Origin of the sequence: Pedobacter sp. FW305-3-2-15-E-R2A2 (assembly GCF_038446955.1) — a bacterium.
GTDB lineage: Bacteria > Bacteroidota > Bacteroidia > Sphingobacteriales > Sphingobacteriaceae > Pedobacter.
The window spans coordinates 1,165,864-1,189,769 of sequence record NZ_CP151803.1 but is presented as its reverse complement, the minus strand read 5'-3'; the positions used below and the strand labels follow the sequence as shown (position 1 = coordinate 1,189,769).

Genomic DNA, 23,906 nt, shown 5'->3' with positions numbered 1-23,906 from the left:
ATCACGAAAGTATCGAAAAAATGTAAGGACTGGCATCCTATATTTTCTATAAATAAAGAAAACGAAAATCAGGGTCATTTGTTTAATTTGCTGATCATTCTATCTAAAACAAATCTTATGGAAATCAAAAAAACACCTCATGTAGAGGCCCAGATGCTTATCAGAAAACCTGCGGCAATAGTTTTTAATGCGTTTATTGACCCGGAAATCACGAAAAACTTTTGGTTTACCAAGGGAAGTGCTAAACTTGAAACCGGAAAAAGTGTGACCTGGGAATGGGAAATGTACGGTGTTTCCAGCACCGTGTTTGTGAGAGAAATCGTTGCAGATAGAAAAATCTCGGTAGACTGGGACCAGTACTCCACGATTGTCGACTTTGAGTTCGAGCCAATGGGCGATGAGGCTACCTATGTAAAAATTACCCAATATGGCTTCCAGACCACAGGGGATGAATTGTTAACAGAGATCAGTGGGGCAAGCGGAGGTTTCACCACCGTCGTAGATGGACTTAAAGCCTATCTCGAACATGGAATCAACCTGAACTTAATTGCCGATAAATTTCCAAAAGGCGTTAAATAATATCCTGTTCCTTAGCGGAACAGGATATTATTTAGGTTAAAGCTTAGCCCATTTTGATTACCCATGCGTATTTGCAGGGCAGTTCGGCAGGTAGTTTGATGACTACATTGTCTCCCTTTTTGCTCCAAACCAATGGCTCTTTTACACCAAGCATATAAATTTTTGATCCTTCTTTTGGTTGAACCGTTTTGAGCAGCAGCTCATTGTTTTCTGCCTTATTAAAGATCGCATAAGTGAATTTGCCATTGTTACTTTGGGTAAACTTAATGTGTTCTCCTTCTTTATAGGTCTTTCCTCCTTTGGTGGCATAAATGGCTTCTTTGTTTACTTTGAGCCAATCGCCCATTTCTGTCAGCCTTTCCACACTTGGACCAGGAATTAGTCCTTCTGCAGAAGGGCCTACATTTAACAGGTAGTTTCCTCCTTTGGCGGTAATGTCTATCAGGTTGTCAATTAAGGTCTGTGCAGACTTCCAGTTATGGTCAGCTTTCACGTATCCCCAGTTGTTATTGATCGTCATACAGCTTTCCCAATAATCTTGTCCTGCTCCGGCCAGAATTTCCTGTTCCGGGGTATCATAATCACCTGCGGCGTCTTTATATTTCTTAACGCCTTGCATGCCGTCGCGACCTTTCCCTACCCTGTTGTTGATGATCAGGGAAGGCTTGATCCCGCGCAGGTAATTGTAAAGATCTTTACCTTGTTCTTCTGTCCATTCCGGAATCCATTCTCCATCAAACCACAGGATTGCAGGATCGTATTTTTTGATCAGCTCTGCGAGTTGCGGCTTTAAATATTCTTCCCGGTATTTGTTGAAATCAGGGTTGGCCGTATTCTGATGGATAGACCCTTTTGACATCGCATCCGGCTGATGCCAGTCCATAATAGAATGGTACAGCGCAAACTTAATTCCGGCAGCTTTACAGGCATCAGAAAGTTCTTTTAAGATGTCTCTTTTAAAGGGAGAAGCGTCCATAATGTCGTATTTGGTCACATTACTGTCCCACATGCTAAAACCATCATGGTGTTTTGAAGTGATCACAATGTATTTTACCCCTGCATTTTTCGCAATATTGACCCATTGTTTCGCATCAAACTGTTGAGGGTTAAACTGAGCGGCATATTTCTCATATTCCGCAGTTGGAATTTTATGGGTTTCCATGATCCATTCCGCTCCTCCACCTTTACCATTGTATTCCCCCGCGGGAACGGAATAAATCCCCCAATGGATAAACATGCCAAAAGTGGCATCGTCCCACCATTGCATGCGCTTGCTTTTGGTTTCTTTTGATTCTTCGATGTAGTTCTTCTGGGCAAAGGCCGCAGAGGAAAGAAAGATCATTAAGCTGATCATCAGGATATTTTTTTTCATACTTGTTTTAGTTGGCTATAGTAAAGATAGTTGCAATATGATTTACTAATTCTGAAATCCTGCCAAATGATTAAGCGAAATTGGCAATCATTTAGTTTTACATTTTTCTTCTGAATCACAAAACTTATATCCAATGAAACTATACAAATCGGAACCATTTGTCAATTCACAAAAAAGCCGTTTTACTTTTAGCAAAACGGCTTTTCATTGGGAGCTAAAGGCTTACAGATTCTTCAGTCCTTTTGTTTGAGATGGATCAGCTTCGATGATACTGATCGCATATCCTCCTCCCGGAGCAGCAAACTGAGTCAGCTTTGATCTGCTGTTCAACAACACTTTTCGAATTTGATAGGCCTGTGGATTCGTTTTATAATGTGCCTCTTTCGCATCACTATAAATCGTCGCCACATAGGTTTTACCTGGTTGTAAAAAGTTAAACGAGATCTTTGAAGTATAACCGTTCTCCCCAGCTACACAACCTACAAACCAGTTGTTCGTTCCTTTGGCTTTACGCGCTACAGAAACATATTCGCCCGGCTCTGCCTCCAGATATTTACTATCGTCCCAATCCATGGCGACATCCTTAATGAATTGAAAAGCATCCAGGAACCGGTTGTAATTTTCAGGCAGATCCGCAGCCATTTGTAAAGGACTGGCCATGGTGACATACAATGCCAGCTGATTGGCCAGCGTCGCATTCAGATGGGATTTGTTATCCGGATTCAGCTTTGAGATGTCCATTTCAAAAATACCAGGTGTATAATCCATTGGACCGCCAATCAGACGGGTAAAGGGTAAAATGGTTACATGGTTTGCTTTACTGCCGCCAAAAGCCTGATATTCCGTACCACGGGCAGATTCATTGCCTATCAGATTAGGATAGGTACGGTTAATTCCCGTTGGGCGAACCGCTTCATGTGCATTAACCATGATCTTATACTTCGCTGCTTTTTCCAGTGCATACTGATAATGATTGACCAGCCATTGTCCGTAATGGTATTCGCCGCGAGGGATCATGTTTCCTACATACCCACTTTTTACCGCATCATAGCCATTGTCTTTCATGAACTGATAGGCCTGATCCAGGTGGCGTTCGTAGTTTCTCACCGCACCAGAGGTCTCGTGATGCATGATCATTTTTACATTTTTACTTTTTGCATAGTCTCTGATTTCTGCTACATTAAAATCCGGATAAGGCGTTACAAAATCAAAGACATCATCTTTAGAATTGCCGAACCAGTCTTCCCAGCCTACATTCCAGCCCTCTACCAGCACACCATCAAAACCATGTTTGGCCGCAAAATCAATATATTCTTTTACATGAGCCGTATTTGCACCATGTTTACCATTGGGCTTTACTTTGGTATAATCCGTTACGCCCAATTGTACACTTGGCAATTCATCAGTATAAGCCCAGGAGCTTTTTCCGGTGATCATTTCCCACCATACCCCAACGTATTTACTCGTTTTAATCCAGGAGGTATCCTCTATTTTAGAAGGGTCATTTAGGTTCAAAGTCATTTTGGAGGCCAGAATATCGCGTGCATCATCGCTCACGATCACCGTTCTCCAGGGAGAGGTGGCAGGAGACTGCATGTATCCTTTATCTCCTTTTGCATCTGGTGTTAACCAGGACTCGAAAATCATGTTCTTATCATCAAGGTTCAGGTTCATCGTTGAATAATTGATCAACGCCGCTTCATGGATACTGATGTAAAGTCCATCATTGGTTTTAAGCATCAAAGGCGCCTGCACCCCTGTTTCAGAATATTGGGTCTGGGAAGAATTATCCGTCACCGCGGTATGAAATAAGCCCCTGATCTCAGAAAGCTTAGAAGTGGTGTAATCATATTCCTGGGTATCATAATCACCAGGAAGCCAGTAAGCCTTCATATCCCCCGACATGGCGAATTGTGTTTTTTCCTCCTTTATGACAAAATAATTCAGGTTTTTCTGCTGAGGGAATTCATAACGGAATCCCAGTCCATCGTTAAAAAGACGAAAGCGAATCAGGATATTCCGGTCGGTTCCCTGTTGGTGTAAAGTGACCGCCAATTCGTTGTAATGGTTCCTGATGTTTTTCAGCTCTCCCCAGACCGGCTGCCAGGTTTCATCAAAAGAGCTGGTTTTGGAATCAGCGATGGTAAACTGATCATATAAAGAGGTCTTTGGATTGGCTGGTCCTGATTTCATTCCCATCTCCGTACCAAACTTTGCAGGAGGTACCTGATCTTTCAACTCTAATCCCAGTTTTCCTGGTTTAAGCACAACTTTACCTTTATAGGTCAGTTTATAAGTAGGTATCCCTCCGTTCTGAACTGAAAAATTCATCAACAGTTTTCCATCGGGCGATTTTAGGTCTTGTGCGCTTGCCAGCTCCGTAGAGAGGCATAAAGACAACAGGGCGATCAATATCCTTTTCACATTTATAATATTTAGGTGTGAAAGCAAAGATATAAATTTAACGGGAACGTTCCCGATGCATGATAAAAAAAGTGTAACCAGATCATTAACATCTGATTACACCATAATACTGCTTATTTTGCAGCGTTTTTCTTTTCCGTGATCTCAGTGCGGATTTCCTGAGCAAGACCTTTGATCTCCTGTAAAGCTTTACGCACTCTGGTTCCTGCAGCACTGTTGCCACCGTTATAAAATTTTTCTACATCTGCTTCTGTCGCAGCTACTACTTCTTTTAGTTTTGCAAATTTACTCATGGTTCTTTTTTTTAATTGGTTTTTTCTTAGTTATCTGTGTCAAGCTTTACCTAAAAAAGCATCTCTATGCCCTTCTGAATGCGCTTAATAGTGTAAACATAAGGATTAAAAATAAAATTACAAATAAATACTACTAATTCAGTAGACATTATCTATATTTGTTTCATCAGCAGCAGGAAAGCTGATCAGTTATAGTCATGTGGCCGAGTGGCGAGGCACAGGTTTCATAAACCTAGAATGGCGGTTCGATTCCGCTCATGACGTCTAAGTGGTAGCGAAAGCCATTAGGTCGAGCTTAAACTTTTCCATGTTTTGACAGCTTGTTTACTCATTGCAAGCTGCTTTTTTTAAGGTTTCATGCTGCGAAGCACAAACATTTAAGTACTCGTTTAATTTACACTTTGGTTATTAAAGGCTATCCCTCATCAGATAGCCTTTTTTGTGAACAGGTTATAAGTTAAACTCCTGTTTGCCTCCATGCAGTTTGATTTCTTTTCCCATCCAGACAAATACACCTTCCAGTTTTTCCGGCAATACCACTATCGCTTTGATGCCCGAATCTTTAGCATTCCGTTTTACTGCAACCGAGATCATGCCATCAGGATGTGGCATATTCCCTTTAATCCATTTCAACCCTGCTAAAGCAGGCGCGATCCTCACCTTTTTAAAACCCGGAGCATCCGGCATGATCCCACAAATGGTCGACAGGAAATCATAATCAGGGCTGGCACTCCAGGCATGACAATCTGAACGGGCCGGTTCGGGCTTTTCCGCAAAAGTACTCAGGCCCAGGGCAAGCATTTTTCGCCAGGGGCCGAGCTGTCCGTAATATTGATCTGCTACTCCTGCTTTCTTCATCGCCTGTGCCAGGTAAAAGCGGTAAAAGAAGGTCACCTGACCAATGGATTGATCAGAAAGCAAGCGCTGCATCAGCTCCTTTGCCTGCATATTTTTCACCGTTCCGCTAAGTATCGCCCAGATTCCGGCATGCTGACTAAAGGAAGACTGATCAGGCGTATCCCCTAAAAGTCCTTTTGCCGGATCATAACATTTGCGATAAGTGGCTGACTTCAGCAATTCAGCAGCATTTAGAAAACCGCTTCCTTCTGCACTTTTTCCAAATGCCGAAAACAGCTCCGCAGCCTGGTCCATCGTATAGGCAGCCTGTAAAGAAATAATCGCAGAACCACCATGTGCAGCTCCGGGCGCTACGCCCCAATCGTCAAAATTATCCCAGTCTGTAAAGTTCCACCACTTCATCGGTCCCAGCATTCCGATTGCGGCATCCCTTCGCTCCATGTACCAGGACATTACCTCGTTAATGGCCGGCAGAAATTGCCTGACAAATTCGTCATCCCTTTTATGCATCCAGTAATCATGGATCATCGAGACCCAGAATAGTGAGAAGGGTGGAATGATCTGTAAACGGTTGCTTGGATAGCGTCCCTGCGTAAGTCCTTCGGGGGTTCTTGAATGGTAAAAATCCAGAATTGCTTTGCGCATTAAACGGTCATCACCAGTCAGATACAAAGAAATCAACGCCTGAATCCTGCTATCTCCCGTATACTGGAGCTGTTCGTAATAAGGGCAATCGTAATACAGGTCGCCCGCACAAAGCTGTGCGGTACGCCAGCCTACCTTCCAAATCTCCTCCAATGAAGGGTCACTGCTGCTAAAGGAGGCCTTCATTTCCAACGGATAACCGGTCATCATTCCATAAAAATCATCAATAAGCAGCGCTTCATCCCCCGTACTGATTTCCATTTCCACATAGCGGTAAGTACGCAGCCAAAGCGGGCGAAACCTTCGGCCTCTGCCACCCTCTGCAATAAATACATCGTAATTGCCTATAATTTCCTTCCCATCAATTTCATTTCTGTTGCCCTTATTCCGGTCTTTATCAACCAGGGCCTCTGCATAAGTCAGCTTAATCAGCGCCCCCTTGCCTCCAGTTACCCGCAATTCCGGATAGCCGATACAATTTACTTCGTGATCCAGCAAAATTTTAACCGTCTGATGTGCTGAAATCTTTATCGGCTGTTTACCGGTTAAGAAGCCGGCAGAAGCGATGTTGTCCGTACTTCTTCTGATGCTGCTGAATCTGGAAATATGTTCTGTGAACAAAGGGATATTTCTTGGCTTTAAAGTCCATAAATTATCTGTCCCATACCCCACCGGGACGGGGGCGGCAATACCTTTAGCGGCAATCCATGAAGCATCATCAAATCCGGGCATTTCCCAGCCCCATGGATATACATCCCCCTTTACATGATCTCCAGGTCCAACCACCATATATGCCCTTAACCTTTCTCCGTTATCCAGGGAGGTTGGGGAATACGCTTTATTCTGCAAGACCTTCCAGGAATCATCCGTATTGACCATGGACTCCGCCAGGGTATTCCCTTGCATCAAAAAACCCGTCTGATTAGAGATCTGCGCCACCGGAGCGAGCGCCCCCATGTTCCAAACCTCTGCTGCAATTACATTGTTGCCCTGTTTTAAATAGCGGGCAATATCCAGACTTTCAAAATACCAATTGAAGAGGTCGCCTCTTGCAGGGCCTGAACATACCGGCTGTCCGTTTACAAATAAACGGTATCGATTATCAGCGCTAAGGTGTACCACAAAAGATGCGGGTACTGCCGGCAATGAAAAATGCTTTCTAAAGTGGTAAACTCCATATTCCCGCTGCGCAGCACCTGGTTTGGTAATCCAGGAAGCAGACCAGGATTCCTTGAGCAAAGCAGGATTAATGGCTATATCCTGTGCCCGGCTTAGCGTAACCGCAAACAGCATCCCTATGAACATTAATTTTTTTCTTCCTTTCATCTTATTTGTTGATTAAACTGAACCTCGCAGACCAACCGCCGCCGGCTGCCATCTCCAGTTTTATTTCATCGCCCTTTTTAACCGTTTTCACTACCCGACGGTAATCACTGCCCACCCTTTCCGCATTCGGCCCATCCATAAAAATTTCAGCCTGATAGCTTTGATCAGGGTCCAGAAAGTCAAGGTTTACGTTTAGCGTTCTTGGGCTCCAATTGGTCATTGCTCCCATAAACCAGGTCTTGTCTTTCTTTCTGGCTACGCAAACATATTCCCCTATTTTGCTGTTCAGCGGAAAAATATCATCCCATACTGTAGGGATCCCCGACAAATACTTCAGGTATTCCGGTTCTTTTTCATAAGCAGTGGGTGCATCCGCCAACATCTGAAGCGGGGCATAATATACCGTATACATCGCCAGCTGATGGCAGCGTGTTCCCTGGCTCATCGGCCTGTCAAAAATCTGTTTCCAATCTGCTTTATTGTAATTCTGCATCGCACCCGGTGTGTAATCCATTGCTCCGGCAAACATCCTGATAAAGGGAATTGTCACATCAGTCTGCGGTAAAGTCCCTCCTGCATCAAACTTGTTCCATTCCAGCCCCTTTACCCCTTCCGTATTGATATAGTTCGGATAAGTCCGTTCCATCCCATTGGGATGATAAGCGCCATGGTAATTGACCAGCAACTTTCTGCTGGCAGCTTCTTTGAGCAGGCGTTCCTGAAAATTCACCACCACCTGGTCGTCCCGGTCCATAAAGTCGACCTTCAGTCCATTGATTCCCCATTTTTCAAACTGATCCAATGCGGGGATCATCTGCCTGTCGAGCGTATACCAGACACACCATAGAATGATGCCTACTTTTTTCTCTTTGGCATAGCGGATCAGTTCCGGCATATCCAGTTTATCAGTGATCTTCATCAGGTCAAACTGGTCGCTCCATCCTTCATCAAGGTTGATGTATTCAATACCGTTACGCGCTGCGAAATCAATAAAATATTTATACGTCTCCGTATTGAAGCCCGTCTTAAAATCAACTCCTGAAAGATTTAATGCATTCCACCAGTCCCAGGCCACCTTTCCTGGTTTAATCCAGGCCGTTTCTTTTATTACAGACGTTGCAGCGAGCAAATACACCAGCTGATTAGCAAGGATTTTTCCATCTTCTTTTTCAAAACTGATCAATCTCCATGGGAAACTGCGTGGGCCTTTTGTTCTGGCAATATGGTCTTCTCTTTCTTTAACCAGCAGGTTGAAATTTGCATGACCTCCTTTTTCTACCCGCTTCGGATAAGCCGCATGGTTGCCCATCAACCTGTTTTCAGTTGTTCCCGACGAAGACAGGCTCATACAAGGATAATCCATTACATCGGACTCGTGAATCATGATGTTCAGTTCATCAGGTGTTTTCAGGAGTAGCGGCATACTGGAATAATTGGGTTGTTGCACCTCAGAGAGTTTATTCAAACGGTAATCTGCTTCAGAGAGTGCCGGATGAAAATAACATTGATAATCTCCGTTAAACCGAAATTCCGATTGCTCTGATTTCAGTACCAAACTGTCTTTTAATGAAGTCCGAAACCTATAAGCAAAACCTTCATTATATACCCGGAATATGACGGAATAATCACCTGAGAACTCCAGGATCAGTTCCTTGTAATGCTCCCGTAATTTGGCCCGGATTCCATACAAGGGCTGGAGTATGCGGTCTGTCTGCGAAGTGCCGGAGCGAATTAATTTTGACTTTCCGTCCCATACTTTTCCGTCCGCCAGGGTCATTCCTATCGCCGATGGCAGCAGGTAGACTTTCCCCATGTAGGCCAGGCTATAGCTTAAACCACCGTTAATGGTCACTGTTGCCTTCAATTTTTTGTCAGGCGATTCCAGAATAAAATCTTTTGCTGTCGCCGATTTCATCTGGCCGGTAAACAACATGATAAATACGAATGTTGAAATTAAATATCTCATTTTAAATGTTTTTATATCATCCTGATATACCCACAACACCAACACTCAAAACCCTATATACCAGATTCTTGAAAAGGATTAAATCTAACAATTCCCTTTCATTTATGGTGAGAATTGAGCCGATTTAATCTTTCCTGATTTCGATACTTGTCCCTAACTTTAGGCCATGATCCACAAAACCATTTTCTACCGACTGATCCTTACTTTAATCCTCGCCCCCTGCTTCCTCTACGCGCAAGAACCATCTCCACATCCAAAGACGCCAATGATGGGCTGGTCCAGCTGGAATAATTTCCGGGTAGACATCAGTGAACAGGTGATGAAGGCCCAAGCTGATGCGATGGTCCTTACCGGACTTAAAAAGGCCGGTTATAATTTTATCAATATGGATGACGGATTTTTTGGAGGTAGAAATGAAAAAGGAGAACTGCTGGTACATAGCAAACGTTTTCCTTCCGGAATGAAGGCCCTTGCAGATTACATCCATGGTAAAGGACTTAAAGCAGGAATATATTCAGATGCGGGCATCAATACCTGTGCATCGATATGGGATAAGGATACGATTGGAGTGGGCTCCGGACTTTATGGCCATGATGAACAGGATTTAAACCTGATGCTTAAAACCTGGGGCTATGATTTCATTAAGGTCGATTGGTGTGGTGGCGAAAAGCTGGGCTTAGATGAAGAGATGCGTTATACACAAATCGCAAATCACATTAAAAAGATAAAAAAAGAGGCTTTATTCAATATCTGTCGTTGGCAGTTTCCGGGAAAATGGGCGATTGAAATTGCAGATTCCTGGCGGATCTCCGGCGATATTAACAATAAATTTGAATCCATTTTAAACATTATAGATAAGAATGCAGATCTATGGAAATATAGTTCTCCCGGTCATGTGAATGATATGGATATGCTGCAGGTTGGCCGTGGCATGAGCTACGAAGAAGATAAATCACATTTCAGTATGTGGGCCATGATGAACTCTCCACTATTACTGGGCAATGACCTGAGGACAATTTCCAAAGAAACGCTGAGCCTGGTTACCAATGCAGAGGTCATTGCTCTCAATCAGGACAAGCTTGGCTATCAGGCACGCAGGTTAAAGAAATCCGGAGAACTGGAAATTTGGGCAAAACCATTGGTTTCGACCATGAGTGGGCTGGTTGCCGTAACCTTGTTGAACAGGTCGGACAAAAGTGCTTCAATTGATCTCCATATGGAAAGTTTGGGCTTTGACCTCAGCCACAATTATACGATAAGGGACTTATGGAAACATAAAGACTATCCTGCAACGAAAAGCACAACACAGAATTTTGAGCTTCCTGCACATGGTGTCATCACGTTGAAAATCAAAGGAAAATTAATTCCTTTTAACATCTTTCAATCCGAAAAGTAAAGGTCTTTTCGACGGGAACCTTAATAAAACAGCGATCTTAATAACAGGAAGTTTTAAACTTCCTGTTATTTCTAATTCGCTATACTTTTTGATATTTCATATTTTCCATTATTGGAAGAAAATACCCTTTGATACAATTGGGATTTCTGATACAGATGTGATCTTTTTCTTTAAAGCCCGCATTTTCATACAGCTCTTCGCCTTCTGAAAACACTCCTCTAATGGAATCAAATGGTTGAACAGCCATTTGATCTCTAAAAAAATGCAAATTCTCAATTACTGCACAATCTAATTCCCGGAGTAATAAATCATTGTTTTTTCCTAAGGGAATATTTACCGGCATATCTTTATCTTAGTTGCTTATGCAAGACGCTTAACATATCGTGTGCATCTTTTATAAAGGAAAGATGCTGATAATCCAACAAGTCAAGACAAAAGCCCAGATTAAGTATTGCCCCGATTACAGCCGGATTTTTCACAGGTCTTATCGACTTGCCGGGATTGGCTTTTAAAAACTCGGCAAATTCTAATGCTCTTGCCGGACTATTGTCCCACATATAAACACCATGTCCCAACCAGTCGTACTTGTTAGTACTCTTACGAAGTATTGTTTTCCCCATCAGTACTTCTGATACCAGGCTTTCGTCGCAACCATGAAACCCTAAAATCAGCCCAGGTCTCGTAGTATACATAGATTCCGATATGGTTTGCGTAAATTCTCTTCTTTCTCTATCTGATATCATATCCTTTTTTATTTGATGCTTAGCTCCTTGCTGCGTAGGCCTAATTTACACATTAAAAAGAATTTATATTAATAATTAAGAAAATAAATGTACAAAATTTACAACTTAAATTTTAGCCAACTCGTCAACCTACGAATCAAGTCCATAAAGATCATCCAAGTTCATGTTATAATATCCTTTTACCATTTTCTCAGGGATGTCCACTACAATGACGACAAAACGGTTCTTGAACGTTCCTGGAAGCAGCACATGATCGAAAGTTGAAACCTCATTACGGTAAACATGTGCGACAAGTTCATTCTGATAAGTATGATCTTCTACGATCTTTCTGTCGTTCAGCAATTTTACCATTGGCCAGATGTCTGTAACGGGATCGACTGTTTCGGTTACCTCCCTCATTTTGAGACTGCATGTGTTTTTAAATTCTTTTTCTGTAAGTTCCGGAATTATCGTTTCCATTGTCTTGTTTAAAATCAACTCTGCTGTTTGCAACTGTATCCGGCCCAAATACTGGCTGTCGGATTGAACAGTGCGGTCTTTAGCTACTACTCCAATATACACATCTACTTCTTTTCCCAACAAATCTTCTGAAATCCGCAGCACAGCTGTTCCTGCGCTTCTGAAATTCCCTGGACATTCATAGCAGGATTGCTGCCCCTTCAGATCGATTGCCAATAACATCACCTGATCATATCCCGAACTTTCGGGAACACTTTCCGGATTCCAGTGAAACCTCAGCAGCGCTGCACTTTCCTGCAGCACAGAGAGTCCGGCTAAACCAGGAAGAATGCCGCCGCTGATTTTAAAATGTTCCGGATCGATCTCATAACCCGTTTCATTCGCCTTAACCGCAAATTTCCTGTTATAAGAAATGGCAGCGCGCGTACCTCCGCTTACCGTCCAATAATCCTTAAAACCATTCTGAAGCAGTTCCTTCAATGATTTTAAGGTATCCTGAACCAGTTTAAACTGGCTTCTGTTTTTCAATTCATTCACGGTGGGCGGAGCAGTCCGGTCAGGTAAACTCCTCATCCGGTCTATGCCATACAACGTATAACCGACCACAGGCCCAATTTTTCCGCTAAAACCACCCAATAAACCCTTCGTCATTCTTGCCATAATACTTGATTTAAATTAACGTCATACCAATCCAATAACTCCTTTGGGGCTAATTCATTTCTAACCAGGTGTTTACCCGTAGCTTAGCCGCTGTTTACACGCTCTTAAGCGGGTAGGCACCGAGTATAGACCCTGGATACACCGAATATAGAGCCTGTTGCCCTACGATATGGTAAGCACAAGATACAGAACAGTCTTCTGGATAAGGTTATGCTATTTTGCATGGATACCCACCAAGATGAGATAGAAAAAGCGGATGACCAACAGCTATCATATTAATAAGTACATTCGCTTTATGAAAACTGAAGACAAACCTGGAGTACACTTAGAAGTTGACCCTAATAAATTAGATTCCAAGATTAAAAGCTTTGAATACAATGGCAACCATTATCTATACGTTTGTCATATCGACAAGTATTCCGATATTCCCGGAGGCCATAAAGATGACCATCCGGATCGTGTAAAAATACTTGTAAAGAGTTTTTACGGCAAGTATCTGAATATGGATGTCAGCTTAGAGGAATTCAACGAAGATGCTTTCCAGGCCAGATTATTGAAGGAGGTTGATGAGAACCTGATTTCGACTGAACCCAGTTATTGATACTTTAGGTATGGGAGAGCAAGGGGAAAATCAATTGATGGTCTTCAAATAACTTGCTGCAGTCAGCCTGAACAAAAAGGGTGGAATTGTCTTCTTTATAAAGACTGATTTCATAATCCTCCGTATTTTCAGGGATAAATTTCAAGATAACCTCCCTGGTATTTTCCCGGGCCATGGCATGAATGACCGTTTTGACATCTACCTTTGCAGGTGCCAGGATATCGTGCAGGATCAGGTTTTCGTTTTCATATTCAGCAACGACCACTGCCTTTAGATCTGCCATATAATAAAGGAAATCGCTTACGCTGAACGGATCAAAATAATGCGCATAAAACATCACCAGTCCGGCATTATCCTTCATTGAAATCTTAAATAACGGAACTGCCTTTTCTGCGGTATGAAAAAGTAAGTCTCTGTCGTCCGCATCCTCCATATCCATTGTTCTGAATGCAGGTCCCTGTTCGACTTCTTTCAACTTATAAACGGCCTGGTATTCATTTACAGGAACAAAGCCGAACTTAGGATAGAAATCCAATACCGCATCATTGGCAAACAGGTAAATCATGTCGCAGTTATCCTGCCAGTCCAGCATGACCTTTTCCATCAACAGGCGACTTAATCCCTGCTTTCTATACTCAGGATCAGTCATTACCGTACCGATCTGCATAAATTTTTTCTCTACTCCGAGTACGGTAAAACGGATGACATTTACCGTCACATTAGAAACCACTTTATCTCCCTCCGCAAGACTGTACAAAATACAGCTGTCGTCCCAATATCCGCTTTGGTACCACTTTTCGAAATCAAAGCGATAAGTTTTTCTTGTGAGTGAATTAAAGCTTTCCCTCCATACCTCCTCCTTCTGATACTGGATCAGCCAGGTATATTTCTTATTATTTATCGTCATTTATTTTGCTTCTTAGCAAGTCTTTCTTAGACTCCAGCCATTCATTTTTCAGGATGCTCAGCACCGAGGAGTTTCTCCTCGTTCCATCAATTCTATATCCGTTATTTCTCAGGACTCCTTCAAAAGTACAACCCAGGCTTTTGATCGCCCGCATACTTCTTTCATTGTCACTGTCTAATCTGAACTCTACGCGTTCAAACTCTAATTGTTCAAATATAAATTCAAAAAGCAGGTATTTACAATGTTTGTTAAGGCCTGTTCCCTGGAAATTCTTTCCATACCAGGTATAGCCCAGCGACAAATTCTTATTGGCCACATCAATATCATATAACCTCGTAGAACCGGCATACTCGTTTTTAGTTTTGTCGAACACAATGAAGGGATAGCTTGTTCCCTTTTCCCTTCGTTCCAATGCCGTTTCCAGATACCCACGCATTCCTTCTTCGCTGCCCGCATTCTGTAAAGTGAATTTCCACAATTCGGGTTCATTGATTCCGAAAGTCTTTAACTGCTCAAAATCTACAGAATTCAGTGGCCTTAACAAGGCATAATCATCTTCCAGTACGTAGTCTTTTTTTGCGTCGAATATCTCCTTCATCTCTATAAATTTCTTTTGATTTTACACTTTCAATTGCTTTTCGATTTGCATCGGATGCCGCAATCTCAACTTTATTGTTCCGCCCAGACAGTTAAAAACAGCTTTCCCTTCTGCTGCATGGACCGTCTTAAATACCAGGGAAGAAGCCAGCCATGGAGCCCTGCCCTTTTACAGATGGCCAGGCAATATATTTTTATTATAAGTCTTAATTTTTAGAACGGGAAGAGATTAAAATTCCCAGGCCTAAGATAATACTTATTAGGAAACCTAATAAAGCAAGAACAGGTATTCCGTTAAATTTAGGTGGCTTATCGGCTAAAATCAAGATCGCCGAACTGATCAGCAAGCCCCCCATCAGGATGGCCATCACCATCCTGTTCATTCCCTGGTTCATTGTCTTTTTCAAGGCTGGTAAACCCTGTACTTCCTGTTGGATTTTTAACTCCCCGTTATTCAGTTTACTCAGCACCGACTGTACCTCATCGGGCATGGTTTTCAAAGCTTCGGTCAGTGTTCTCAACAGCTTCAATCCACTTTTCTTCAACTCCTCAGGGCTCAGTTTACGAAAAGCTATTTTTAAGATATAAGGACGCAGGCTCTCAATGATATTCAGATCGGGAACAAGGGCACGGCCAATTCCTTCGATGAGCACAATTCCCCGAACCAGCAGATAAAGGTGGTCTGGCATCAATATTTCATTGTTATTCAGAATCCCTGAAAACTTACCCAATACTTCTTTGATGTCCATTTCTTCCAGTGAGGCCCCGTCCAGCAGGTCAAAGAAGCCATGGATATCTTTTTCCAGTTGACTTTCATCCGTCACGTTGAAGCGGATCGCCATCTTTTTCATAATTGCAATTAAACGCTTTGCATCCTGGGCCATGAAATAGGAAACAAAGTCTTCGAGCATTTCTTTTTCTATCGGGGTGAGGCTTCCCATCGAACCAAAATCAATAAAGGCAATCTGCCCGTTTTTGAGCACCAACAGGTTTCCCGGATGCGGATCTGCATGGAAGAAGCCATGTTCCAAGACCTGGACCAGGTAAAGGTCAAGTCCTTTTCTGGCAATTGCAGCAGGCTCCAGGCCCATAGAAAGGAGTGCTTCACTTATTTTAACGCCATCCAAAAACTCCATGCACAGGATATTGTCGTTGGAAAGCTCCGGATAAACTGTGGGCAGGTAGATGGAGGTATTGCCTTTGAAATTCCCTGAAAATCGATTAATGTTAGCCAGTTCATTAAGAAAGGATAATTCCTGGACAATAGATTTTTCAAATGCCGCCAGAACTTCCACAAGGTTGATCCTCCGGAATGCTTCGCTATAATTGACCAGCAGTTTCGCGATATCTTTCATGATCAGCATATCTGAGGCCACCACCTCCCTGATTCCGGGACGTTTGATCTTTAAGATCACCTTTTGTCCGTTTTTCAGTGTCGCCTGATACACCTGAGCAATAGAGGCGGAGGCAAAAGGTTCGGGATCAATCTGCGCAAAGAACTCTTCAGGATCAATATCCAGATCCGATTTCAGTAAGGCTGAGATATCCATTATTTTCACCTCTACATTATCCTGTAACTTCCGGAGTTCCAGGATCATTTCCATAGGTAAAAGATCTTCCCTGCTGCTGAATGCCTGTCCGAATTTCACATAAGTAGGGCCCAGTTCTTCCAGCGCCATCCTGATGCGTTCGTAAACGCTGAGGGAAGAGATCTCTCCTTCCACCTGATTATTGGTATAATTGAGCAACTCTCCAAACCCATATTTGGCCAGTATTCTGACCAGTGATACTGTTCTTTTGAGTTTTTTCTTTTGGTTTTCCATCATAGGTTTATCGCCTTTCTATCCTGATTTGAATTGGAATTCCGCAATATAAATTTTATAATCAGCAGCGTCATCATTTCCGGTAATGATTTCACATATGCCACATCAGATGACTATCCATAAATTGTTCCAAAAGACCACATCATAAGAAATACTGTTAATACCCCCGGTTTAATTTGAGCTTCCTGTGCTGTTGCCATCCAAAATAAACAACAGGTATAAAACACATCAAAGGTACTATATAAGCCATACGAATGCTTCCCGTTAAGTCCGACAAATAACCCAGTATCGGCGGAAATACGGCTCCGCCAATAATTGCCATCACCATATAAGAAGAACCTATGGGGGTCTCCTCCCCAAGGTCTTTAATTGCCAATGCAAAAATGGTAGGATACATGATGGACATGAAAAACTCCAGGGAAATAAATGCCCATAAAGATGCTTTACCTCCGATCAGTACAATAAATAACATCAGCGCCACGCTGATCAATGCATAGATCCAAAGTAACTTCGCTGCTGCTACATATTTCATGATAAATGTTCCCCAATACCTGCCCAGCATAAAACTCAATAACAGCAGGCCAAGATAATTTGTAGCCTCATACTCCGTCATTCCGGATACAGAAGTTGCATAAAGAATAAAAAAACTGGAGACACAAACCTGCGCACCTACATAAAAGAACTGGGTAATAATCCCGGTTAACAACTGAGGTTGTGCAGTAAGGGAGATCCTTTTCTCAGGTCCATCTTTTCTGCCCGTATGATCTACGGCGAACTTGGTCAGCATAAATAATATAGCCACCATCACCAGAATCCCCCCAATCATGAGGTATGGAAATTTAAGTTTATGAAAAAGTATAGAATAATAATTATCCAATGCTTCCGGCGACAAAAGATCCAGTTCAGCCCCGGTTTTCAGTTCTTTACCGATGATCAGCTTGCTGAGAAACATGGAGGCGATAAAAGCGCCTAATCCGTTAAATGCCTGTGCAAAGTTCAGTCGGCCGGATGCAGTGGCAGGATCTCCTAAAATCGTCATAAATGGGTTCGCCGAAGTTTCCAGAAAGGTCATTCCTGAGGCAAGAACGAACAATGCAAACAGAAAAAACACAAAGGACCTTGATTCTGCGGCAGGGTAAAATAAGAAGGCGCCGATAGCAGCCAGCAGCAGTCCCGTAATAATGGCTTTTTTATACCCAAACCTTTTCATGACCAGCCCTGCAGGGATTGCAATCACAAAATAGGCGATCCAATACGCAGAATCGATCAGAGAAGACTCAAGAACGCTCAGCTGACAGGCCTTTTTTAAGTGAGGAATCAATATTGGCAGCAAATTAGCGGTGAGTGCCCAGAGAAAAAATAAGCTGATTACCAGAATGGTACCTCCTAAAAACACTTTTCTTTTTTCTTTTTGATGAGAGATGCTTTCCGAAGTTGTTAATTCCATAGATAAAATCGATTTGAAGGATCAGGCAGGCAGACAAGCAGGGCCAATCGGGGTAAAAGTTTTATAAGTTAATATGAATTCCTGGTGTCCCAGTTCCTCAGAACAGGTCTTTCTTCCCGCCGCCACCAGCAGGATACTTTCGAAAATATCGTCACCGACCTCGTCAATTGTTGTGCTTCCGGTCAACACCAAACCTGCGTTAATGTCCATATCATCCGACATCCGTTGATAAGTCTGCGGATTTGCACAGATTTTGATCACCGGGGAAATGGCAGAACCCACCACAGAGCCTCTTCCTGTAGTAAAGAGAATCGTGTGACAACCACTGGCAATCATTTCTGCAATTTCAACGTTATCATTAATATTTGGAAAACCAAATTTCGGATCTCCGTCCGGCACCACGTCCATGAGGTACAGGCCAGGCTTAGTGGGCCTGTCGCCGGGTTTAATCAATCCGTTAATCGGGGAATCTCCACTTTTACAATAGGCACCCATCGACTTTTCTTCAATGGTCGTTAATCCCCCTTCTGCATTTCCCGGGGCAAAACTGCCATGCCCCATTAAAGTATAATACCTGGCAGCCTTTTCCACCGATGCTTTCAGTACAGCTGCAAGCTCCGGATTAACAGCCCTGCTACTCATGATTTCTTCCAGACCAATCATTTCTCCGGTTTCTTCAAACATGGCAATTCCTTTGTTGGCTACCAACTTATTGAAAGCCCGGCCTACCGCCGGATTTGCAGTCATACCACTGGTCGCATCACTCCCACCGCAGATCGTCCCTACGATTAGTTCATCAACTGTCATGCTTATCCGAGGTACAGCTGCAACAACGGGAATGGTCTCCTGCAGCCACATCAGTCCTTCCGTTATGGCTTTTTTTGTGCCACCGGCTTCCTGAATCACCACCGTGTTCACAGGCCTCCCTGAAGCCCGGATATTTTCCTCCAGGCTTTTCTTTTTAAAACTTTCACAGCCAAGAGAAACCAATAACACCCCGCCTACATTTGGGTGTGTACACAAGGCATTCATCATGCGGTCTGCATATTCGTTCGGATAACATCCTGCAAAACCAATCAGCTGAATCGCATCTTCTCTAAACTGACTGGCAATCTCTCTGGCAACATGATGTGCACATTCTACCAGATAAACCACCAAAATATAGTTTCGGATGCCTTTTCTGCCATCCTTTCTAAAATAGCCCTGCCATTGCATATGCTTAGTCATTTGTTTCTCTAAAGGCTTTCTCCAGGGTATAAGTAGGAATATAGTCACTCTTCATATTGTGGAGATGAACGTGCATTCCTGTCGCAATTTTTGTCGTCGCTGAACCGATGGACACCCCATATTTAATGATCTTTTCTCCTGCTTCGATAAAGACTTCCGCAACTTTATGCCCGATAGCAATGGCATCGGGAACATACACTATGCTATCATTGATGAGCAATCGCTCTGCGGAGGCGATCTCTTCCACAACAATCAGAACATTGTCCAATGGATGTAGTTTGATAAGTTTTGCCATGTTTAAAATTTTCTAAATTGCAAGTAAGCATCTACGGGATCTGTCCCTGATAAAATTGCTTTTCGCACCAAATTCTCGGTCATCAGTACTTCTTCTGTTTTTTCGATTACTGCTAACACCTGATCCTGAGGAATGATAATAATCCCATCCCTGTCTGCCAGCACAAAATCTCCACTGACGATGCGAACTCCCCCGATGCTGATCTTGCCTCCCAATTCTGTGGCCGACCATACAGACACCACATCCCTTGGGGTATAATAACTGCAATACACCGGAAATCCAATCTGATCTATAAACGAGCTATCCCTGCATCCGCCATCTACAATGTATCCTCTCACTCCTTTAAAGGTAAGTGTTTCTGCAGACAACTCGCCCATGTGTGCCAGTGTATCGTCATTAGGCTGACAAACCAATATATGTCCTGAAGGTGCCTTAGATAACATCTCACACCATTTCAACAAAGAAGTGTGTTTGTCCAGACTCCGATCAATCTTTCCTTCAATGGTGAATACCGGGCCGGCAATTTTATGCTTCAGGTTCAAGGGACGAATGTGATTGGGCAGTAGCTGATCAGGATACCCCATATTCCTCATGACATCGTATACTGCTCCTGTATAACATTTTTCCAGACGTCCCGCGAGTTCTTTTATATTTTTCATTTTTCTAAATAGTGATGCTTACAGCAAAAGCATATTCGCTTTTGTGCTGATCCGGATTAAATGCCGGGAAAGTTAAAACCACATCCTCTTTTACCTGTTTCCATTTTAACAATTCTCCTGTTTCTATCAGTCTAACCAGGCTATTCGGTTTCATTTTCAATTTTCTAATTATAAATCGATTATTCGCCGGCCATTTTGGTAAAATGGCATAGACCTTCTTATTGGCCGGATTACAGGTAAAGAAGCATTCTTTTACCGCATACCCAGGCTCCGGGTCTATGGTCATTTTCAACATAAAATCACCATTTGCTTTAAAATCTCCAGGTGTTCTTTTGGGTTTATAATCACGCTTCCCCTCGTTCCACTGGCATGGCCTGTCCCATCTTCGGGTATTATAGATCGCTTCTCCGTTCTTTTTCAGCCAGCTGCCCATTTGCAATAGCCTTTCCTGCATAATGGCTGGGATTTTCCCCGAACCATCCGGACCGATATCCAGTAAAAGATTACCTCCTCTACTTACCAGATCGCTCAACAGCAATACCAATATCTGTGGGGAGTTATAATCCCAGGCATCTTCCATCTTATTGTAACTATAAGAGAATCCTATTCCCCGGCTTTCCTCAAAGTAATGATCTCCGAACTCCATATCCGGTTGATATTCCGGCGTATAAACACTGCCATGCTTAAACCTCGTTCCTTTACCATAACGGTCGTAAGTAACGACTGTTTTCTTTATGGAGCTTTCATTATAAAGCCAGCTTAAGAATTCCGTAGCATGCCAGGTGGTATCGGTCTGATCCCACTCACCATCTGTCCAAAAGACTTCTGGTTGGTACCTTTCAATTAAATCCTTTGCCTGTGGAATGGCATGTTGCAATGCATATTTTTCGGGATTGGATTTATATAAAGGATTAAACCATTCGTACCAGGAGAAATAGACTCCTGCCTTTACCTGCGTCTTTTTTAAAGCCGCAAACAATTCTCCCAGCAGATCGCGCTTTGGCCCCATATCCTTTGCATTCCAGGGGAAACCCCAGGTTTCATTCGCATATTTATTTGGCCACCAGCAAAAACCATCATGATGTTTGGCTACCGGCACCACATATTTTGCACCCGATTGCTCAATCAGCTTTACCCATTCCTCCGGCTGATACAATTCAGCCTTAAAACTTTTTGCCATCTCATAATAACTTTGGTCGCCGAACACTTCTTTATGGTATTTCGCAACCGCTCCGTTAAATGCATTCGTCTGCAACCAGTACTGATACCACTCCGCATATTGCCCTTTTGGCGCGTAAGCAGCGACAGAATAAGGGCCCCAAGTGATAAAAATGCCAAACTTGGCATCCTTGAACCATTCCGGAACTGGCCTTTGGTCCAGACTTTTCCAGTCTGCAGTATAAGATTGTGCATTTGCTGAGCAATACAACAGCATCAAAATCTTCAGCGCAGCCAGGCATTTGATCAGATTTGGTTTCATATCAATTTATCTTTTCTCTTATGTAAGTCCAAGTTATTACTAAGTTCATCTTCGAAAAATAGAGGATTTACTAAAAGTGATGGATTATTTTACAAACTTTACAATCAATGACAAAAACAGGCATTCCAAAAAACTACTGGCATGGGGAAGGGCGGAAAATTATCGTCATTCCGCCACAGATCATCAGGCAGCATAAAACGACCGGAGTATTTCTTAACGGGCTTTACCTGACTGATCTAGGGTATTACCCTGAGGCATTAAACCACCATACTCATCGAAGGAAAGGGAGTCCGGAGAACATTCTCATCTATTGCCAGAAAGGTGAGGGATGGGTAATATCAGCTGGAGAAAAGCATATCCTTAGCCAGAATACTTTTATGGTATTGCCCCAGCATATCGAACATGAATATGGCGCTTCCGAACATGATCCATGGAGCATTTATTGGCTGAAATTTGGGGGAGATGGATTATCCGGCTTAAATACACTTTCGTTCGCTAAACAATCTTTTCTCCCAAAAGCTTTTGCTTATGGTACGGAGGCGGTTGAATTGTTTGACGAAATGTTTCAGACATTAGAGCAGGGATATAGTACACAATACCTGGTTTATGTGAACTTATTATTTGTCAACTTTCTGAATTTGTTTTTTTTTCAATATGGGTCTTTGATCCGCAAAGAAACGACAAATCCTCATGATCTGATTGTACAGAAGGCCGTTGAAAACATGAAACAGCACCTCAACAGATCGGTTAGCATTGCAGAACTGGCCACTGCCTCAGGATGTTCTGTTTCACATTTATCTAATATTTTCAGACAAAGTACCGGGCATTCCCCTATAGACTATTTCAACCAGCTTAAAATCCAAAAGGCTTGTCAGGAGTTATATTCCGGCAATAAGCTGATTAAAGAAATCGCAGCAGAACTGGGTTACTCCGATCCGTATTACTTTTCAAGACTATTTAGCCAAATTATGGGTATTTCTCCCAGTCAGTACAAAAACAGGAATATTTTAAGGTAGTCTTTATGACTCAGTATTAAAAGCAATTCATAATTTTGCCACATGACGGAAAATGAATTTTTAGATTATTGTAAAAGTCAGGTTAACGGACCATTGAAGGATGAAGACATCGTTTTAATGTTAACGGCCTGGGGAGGAATTAAACATTCTTTAGGTTACCATAAAGCACTGGATGACCATGGCATCAACACAAATGAAAGTACTCAAGGCGAGGATAACGCCAAATAAAAAAGGGGCACCATTTTAACAATGAGGCCCCTTTCTCTTCCATAAAGCGCTTATTGAGACAAAGAGAAACTAATTGGAATATTATATCTTACGCGAACGGCCCTTCCGTTCTGAATACCAGGGATCCATTTCGGGCTGGCTTTTAATACCCTCAGTGCTTCCTCATCCGTACCAAAACCCAGTTTTCTATCTACTTTAAGATCGGTTAGTGTACCATTTGTTTCAATGATAAAAGATACAAATACCTTTCCTTGTATTCCATTTTCCTGAGCCGGGCCCGGATACCTGATCGCTTTAGACAGGTAGTTATAAAATTTATCAATCCCTCCCGGAAAAAAGGGCTGAACTTCCAGTGATACAAAATCATGAACGGTGTTATCTTCTGTAATGGCTTTTTGTTTCGGCCCCTCTCCAGGTGTAACTTTAATGACAATCTCTCCTTCAGGATCACCATCTATCGTCTTTTGCCCCGGATTCGATATCGCAAGATCCTTGATCATTACCGGATCAGCATCAACGGGTCTGTCTACGACTATAGGAGGTGGAAACTTAACCTGGGCCTCCTTTGCTTTAGGCGGTTCAATTTTTGTTGGAGGTGGAGTTTCAGGATTTACCGCTGGTGGAGGTTGAATCGCCACGGTAACTTGTTTTTCCACAGGATCATCTATCGTATGCTGCCCTTTTATCAGACTCATGATTTTAGGAGATAAAAAAAACAGGATAAACAGTGTTCCTGCGATAAGAAGTGCTTTAGCCGTATTTGAGTTACTCTGCCTGCGAAGCTGATAAGCTCCATAAGTTTTGTTTTTCTGATCAAATACTACCTCAAGCCAGTCATTGCCAAATAAATCGATTTTCGAACCTAACATTGCTTTAAAATTTAGAAGTTAACACCATACTATAAA

The 23,906-nt window shown here is 42.6% G+C and carries 22 protein-coding genes and 1 tRNA gene; 6 read left to right on the top strand and 17 right to left on the bottom strand.

Annotation, left to right across the window (positions count from 1 at the left end; all coding sequences use genetic code 11):
• Nucleotides 1–117 precede the first annotated feature (117 nt).
• Nucleotides 118–579, top strand: coding sequence for an SRPBCC family protein (locus tag AAFF35_RS04920; RefSeq protein WP_342331289.1), 462 nt, complete (start codon nucleotides 118–120; stop codon nucleotides 577–579).
• Nucleotides 580–622: 43 nt separating this feature from the next.
• Here AAFF35_RS04920 and AAFF35_RS04915 read toward each other — a convergent pair whose 3' ends face one another.
• From AAFF35_RS04915 to AAFF35_RS04905, 3 genes are all read right to left on the bottom strand, one after another.
• Nucleotides 623–1,951 carry an alpha-L-fucosidase gene (locus AAFF35_RS04915; RefSeq protein ID WP_342331288.1) on the bottom strand — a complete coding sequence of 443 codons (1,329 nt, stop codon included), beginning with the start codon at nucleotides 1,949–1,951 and terminating at the stop codon, nucleotides 623–625.
• Between the two features lie 222 nt (nucleotides 1,952–2,173).
• On the bottom strand, nucleotides 2,174–4,375 hold the full coding sequence (locus AAFF35_RS04910; RefSeq protein WP_342331287.1) for a glycoside hydrolase family 97 protein: 2,202 nt from the start codon (nucleotides 4,373–4,375) through the stop codon (nucleotides 2,174–2,176).
• Nucleotides 4,376–4,488: 113 nt separating this feature from the next.
• Nucleotides 4,489–4,668 carry a histone H1 gene (locus AAFF35_RS04905; protein ID WP_073230680.1) on the bottom strand — a complete coding sequence of 60 codons (180 nt, stop codon included), beginning with the start codon at nucleotides 4,666–4,668 and terminating at the stop codon, nucleotides 4,489–4,491.
• Between the two features lie 193 nt (nucleotides 4,669–4,861).
• Between AAFF35_RS04905 and AAFF35_RS04900 the strand changes: the two genes are divergently transcribed.
• Nucleotides 4,862–4,932 (top strand) — tRNA-Met (locus AAFF35_RS04900).
• A 186-nt stretch (nucleotides 4,933–5,118) separates the two neighbouring features.
• On the opposite strand, the gene AAFF35_RS04895 is transcribed toward AAFF35_RS04900, so the two are convergent.
• Together AAFF35_RS04895 and AAFF35_RS04890 are read right to left on the bottom strand one after the other, a co-directional pair.
• On the bottom strand, nucleotides 5,119–7,497 hold the full coding sequence (locus AAFF35_RS04895; RefSeq protein ID WP_342331286.1) for a family 78 glycoside hydrolase catalytic domain: 2,379 nt from the start codon (nucleotides 7,495–7,497) through the stop codon (nucleotides 5,119–5,121).
• A 1-nt stretch (nucleotide 7,498) separates the two neighbouring features.
• Nucleotides 7,499–9,463 carry a glycoside hydrolase family 97 protein gene (locus AAFF35_RS04890; RefSeq protein ID WP_342331285.1) on the bottom strand — a complete coding sequence of 655 codons (1,965 nt, stop codon included), beginning with the start codon at nucleotides 9,461–9,463 and terminating at the stop codon, nucleotides 7,499–7,501.
• 166 nt (nucleotides 9,464–9,629) lie between these two features.
• Here AAFF35_RS04890 and AAFF35_RS04885 point away from each other — a divergent pair, with 166 nt between their 5' ends.
• Nucleotides 9,630–10,859 (top strand): glycoside hydrolase family 27 protein, encoded by a 1,230-nt coding sequence (locus AAFF35_RS04885; protein WP_342331284.1) that lies wholly within the window; start codon nucleotides 9,630–9,632, stop codon nucleotides 10,857–10,859.
• A 79-nt stretch (nucleotides 10,860–10,938) separates the two neighbouring features.
• Here the strand turns inward: AAFF35_RS04885 and AAFF35_RS04880 are convergent, their stop codons facing one another.
• The 3 genes from AAFF35_RS04880 to AAFF35_RS04870 all read right to left on the bottom strand — a co-directional run bounded on the left by AAFF35_RS04880 (nucleotide 10,939) and on the right by AAFF35_RS04870 (nucleotide 12,721).
• The gene (locus AAFF35_RS04880) at nucleotides 10,939–11,202 is read right to left on the bottom strand and encodes a hypothetical protein (RefSeq protein ID WP_342331283.1); all 264 of its coding nucleotides are present in this window, start codon (nucleotides 11,200–11,202) and stop codon (nucleotides 10,939–10,941) included.
• A gap of 4 nt (nucleotides 11,203–11,206) precedes the next feature.
• On the bottom strand, nucleotides 11,207–11,602 hold the full coding sequence (locus tag AAFF35_RS04875) for a hypothetical protein (RefSeq protein ID WP_342331282.1): 396 nt from the start codon (nucleotides 11,600–11,602) through the stop codon (nucleotides 11,207–11,209).
• Between the two features lie 129 nt (nucleotides 11,603–11,731).
• On the bottom strand, nucleotides 11,732–12,721 hold the full coding sequence (locus AAFF35_RS04870; protein ID WP_342331281.1) for a DUF6266 family protein: 990 nt from the start codon (nucleotides 12,719–12,721) through the stop codon (nucleotides 11,732–11,734).
• Between the two features lie 295 nt (nucleotides 12,722–13,016).
• On the opposite strand from AAFF35_RS04870, the gene AAFF35_RS04865 reads away from it, so the two are divergent.
• On the top strand, nucleotides 13,017–13,322 hold the full coding sequence (locus AAFF35_RS04865) for a hypothetical protein (RefSeq protein WP_342331280.1): 306 nt from the start codon (nucleotides 13,017–13,019) through the stop codon (nucleotides 13,320–13,322).
• A gap of 4 nt (nucleotides 13,323–13,326) precedes the next feature.
• On the opposite strand, the gene AAFF35_RS04860 is transcribed toward AAFF35_RS04865, so the two are convergent.
• From AAFF35_RS04860 to AAFF35_RS04825, 8 genes are all read right to left on the bottom strand, one after another.
• Complete coding sequence (locus AAFF35_RS04860; protein WP_342331279.1) at nucleotides 13,327–14,229, bottom strand: GNAT family N-acetyltransferase; 903 nt, start codon at nucleotides 14,227–14,229, stop codon at nucleotides 13,327–13,329.
• Nucleotides 14,216–14,827 carry a GNAT family N-acetyltransferase gene (locus tag AAFF35_RS04855; protein WP_342331278.1) on the bottom strand — a complete coding sequence of 204 codons (612 nt, stop codon included), beginning with the start codon at nucleotides 14,825–14,827 and terminating at the stop codon, nucleotides 14,216–14,218. Before AAFF35_RS04855 ends, AAFF35_RS04860 begins: the two co-directional genes overlap by 14 nt.
• Nucleotides 14,828–15,032: 205 nt before the next feature.
• Nucleotides 15,033–16,652 (bottom strand): AarF/UbiB family protein, encoded by a 1,620-nt coding sequence (locus AAFF35_RS04850; RefSeq protein ID WP_342331277.1) that lies wholly within the window; start codon nucleotides 16,650–16,652, stop codon nucleotides 15,033–15,035.
• Nucleotides 16,653–16,806: 154 nt separating this feature from the next.
• Nucleotides 16,807–18,096: an L-fucose:H+ symporter permease gene (gene fucP, locus AAFF35_RS04845; protein ID WP_342331276.1), complete on the bottom strand. Its 1,290-nt coding sequence runs from the start codon at nucleotides 18,094–18,096 to the stop codon at nucleotides 16,807–16,809.
• A gap of 21 nt (nucleotides 18,097–18,117) precedes the next feature.
• On the bottom strand, nucleotides 18,118–19,323 hold the full coding sequence (locus tag AAFF35_RS04840; RefSeq protein WP_342331275.1) for a UxaA family hydrolase: 1,206 nt from the start codon (nucleotides 19,321–19,323) through the stop codon (nucleotides 18,118–18,120).
• Nucleotides 19,316–19,618: a UxaA family hydrolase gene (locus AAFF35_RS04835; RefSeq protein ID WP_342331274.1), complete on the bottom strand. Its 303-nt coding sequence runs from the start codon at nucleotides 19,616–19,618 to the stop codon at nucleotides 19,316–19,318. Before AAFF35_RS04835 ends, AAFF35_RS04840 begins: the two co-directional genes overlap by 8 nt.
• A gap of 2 nt (nucleotides 19,619–19,620) precedes the next feature.
• Nucleotides 19,621–20,277, bottom strand: a complete 657-nt coding sequence (locus AAFF35_RS04830) for an RraA family protein (protein ID WP_342331273.1) — start codon at nucleotides 20,275–20,277, stop codon at nucleotides 19,621–19,623.
• 4 nt (nucleotides 20,278–20,281) lie between these two features.
• Nucleotides 20,282–21,757, bottom strand: a complete 1,476-nt coding sequence (locus AAFF35_RS04825) for an alpha-L-fucosidase (protein WP_342331272.1) — start codon at nucleotides 21,755–21,757, stop codon at nucleotides 20,282–20,284.
• Between the two features lie 107 nt (nucleotides 21,758–21,864).
• Here AAFF35_RS04825 and AAFF35_RS04820 point away from each other — a divergent pair, with 107 nt between their 5' ends.
• Nucleotides 21,865–22,773, top strand: a complete 909-nt coding sequence (locus tag AAFF35_RS04820) for an AraC family transcriptional regulator (RefSeq protein ID WP_342331271.1) — start codon at nucleotides 21,865–21,867, stop codon at nucleotides 22,771–22,773.
• A 42-nt stretch (nucleotides 22,774–22,815) separates the two neighbouring features.
• Nucleotides 22,816–23,001, top strand: a complete 186-nt coding sequence (locus tag AAFF35_RS04815; RefSeq protein ID WP_342331270.1) for a hypothetical protein — start codon at nucleotides 22,816–22,818, stop codon at nucleotides 22,999–23,001.
• A 50-nt stretch (nucleotides 23,002–23,051) separates the two neighbouring features.
• On the opposite strand, the gene AAFF35_RS04810 is transcribed toward AAFF35_RS04815, so the two are convergent.
• The gene (locus AAFF35_RS04810; RefSeq protein ID WP_342331269.1) at nucleotides 23,052–23,870 is read right to left on the bottom strand and encodes a TonB family protein; all 819 of its coding nucleotides are present in this window, start codon (nucleotides 23,868–23,870) and stop codon (nucleotides 23,052–23,054) included.
• Between the last annotated feature and the right edge of the window lie 36 nt (nucleotides 23,871–23,906).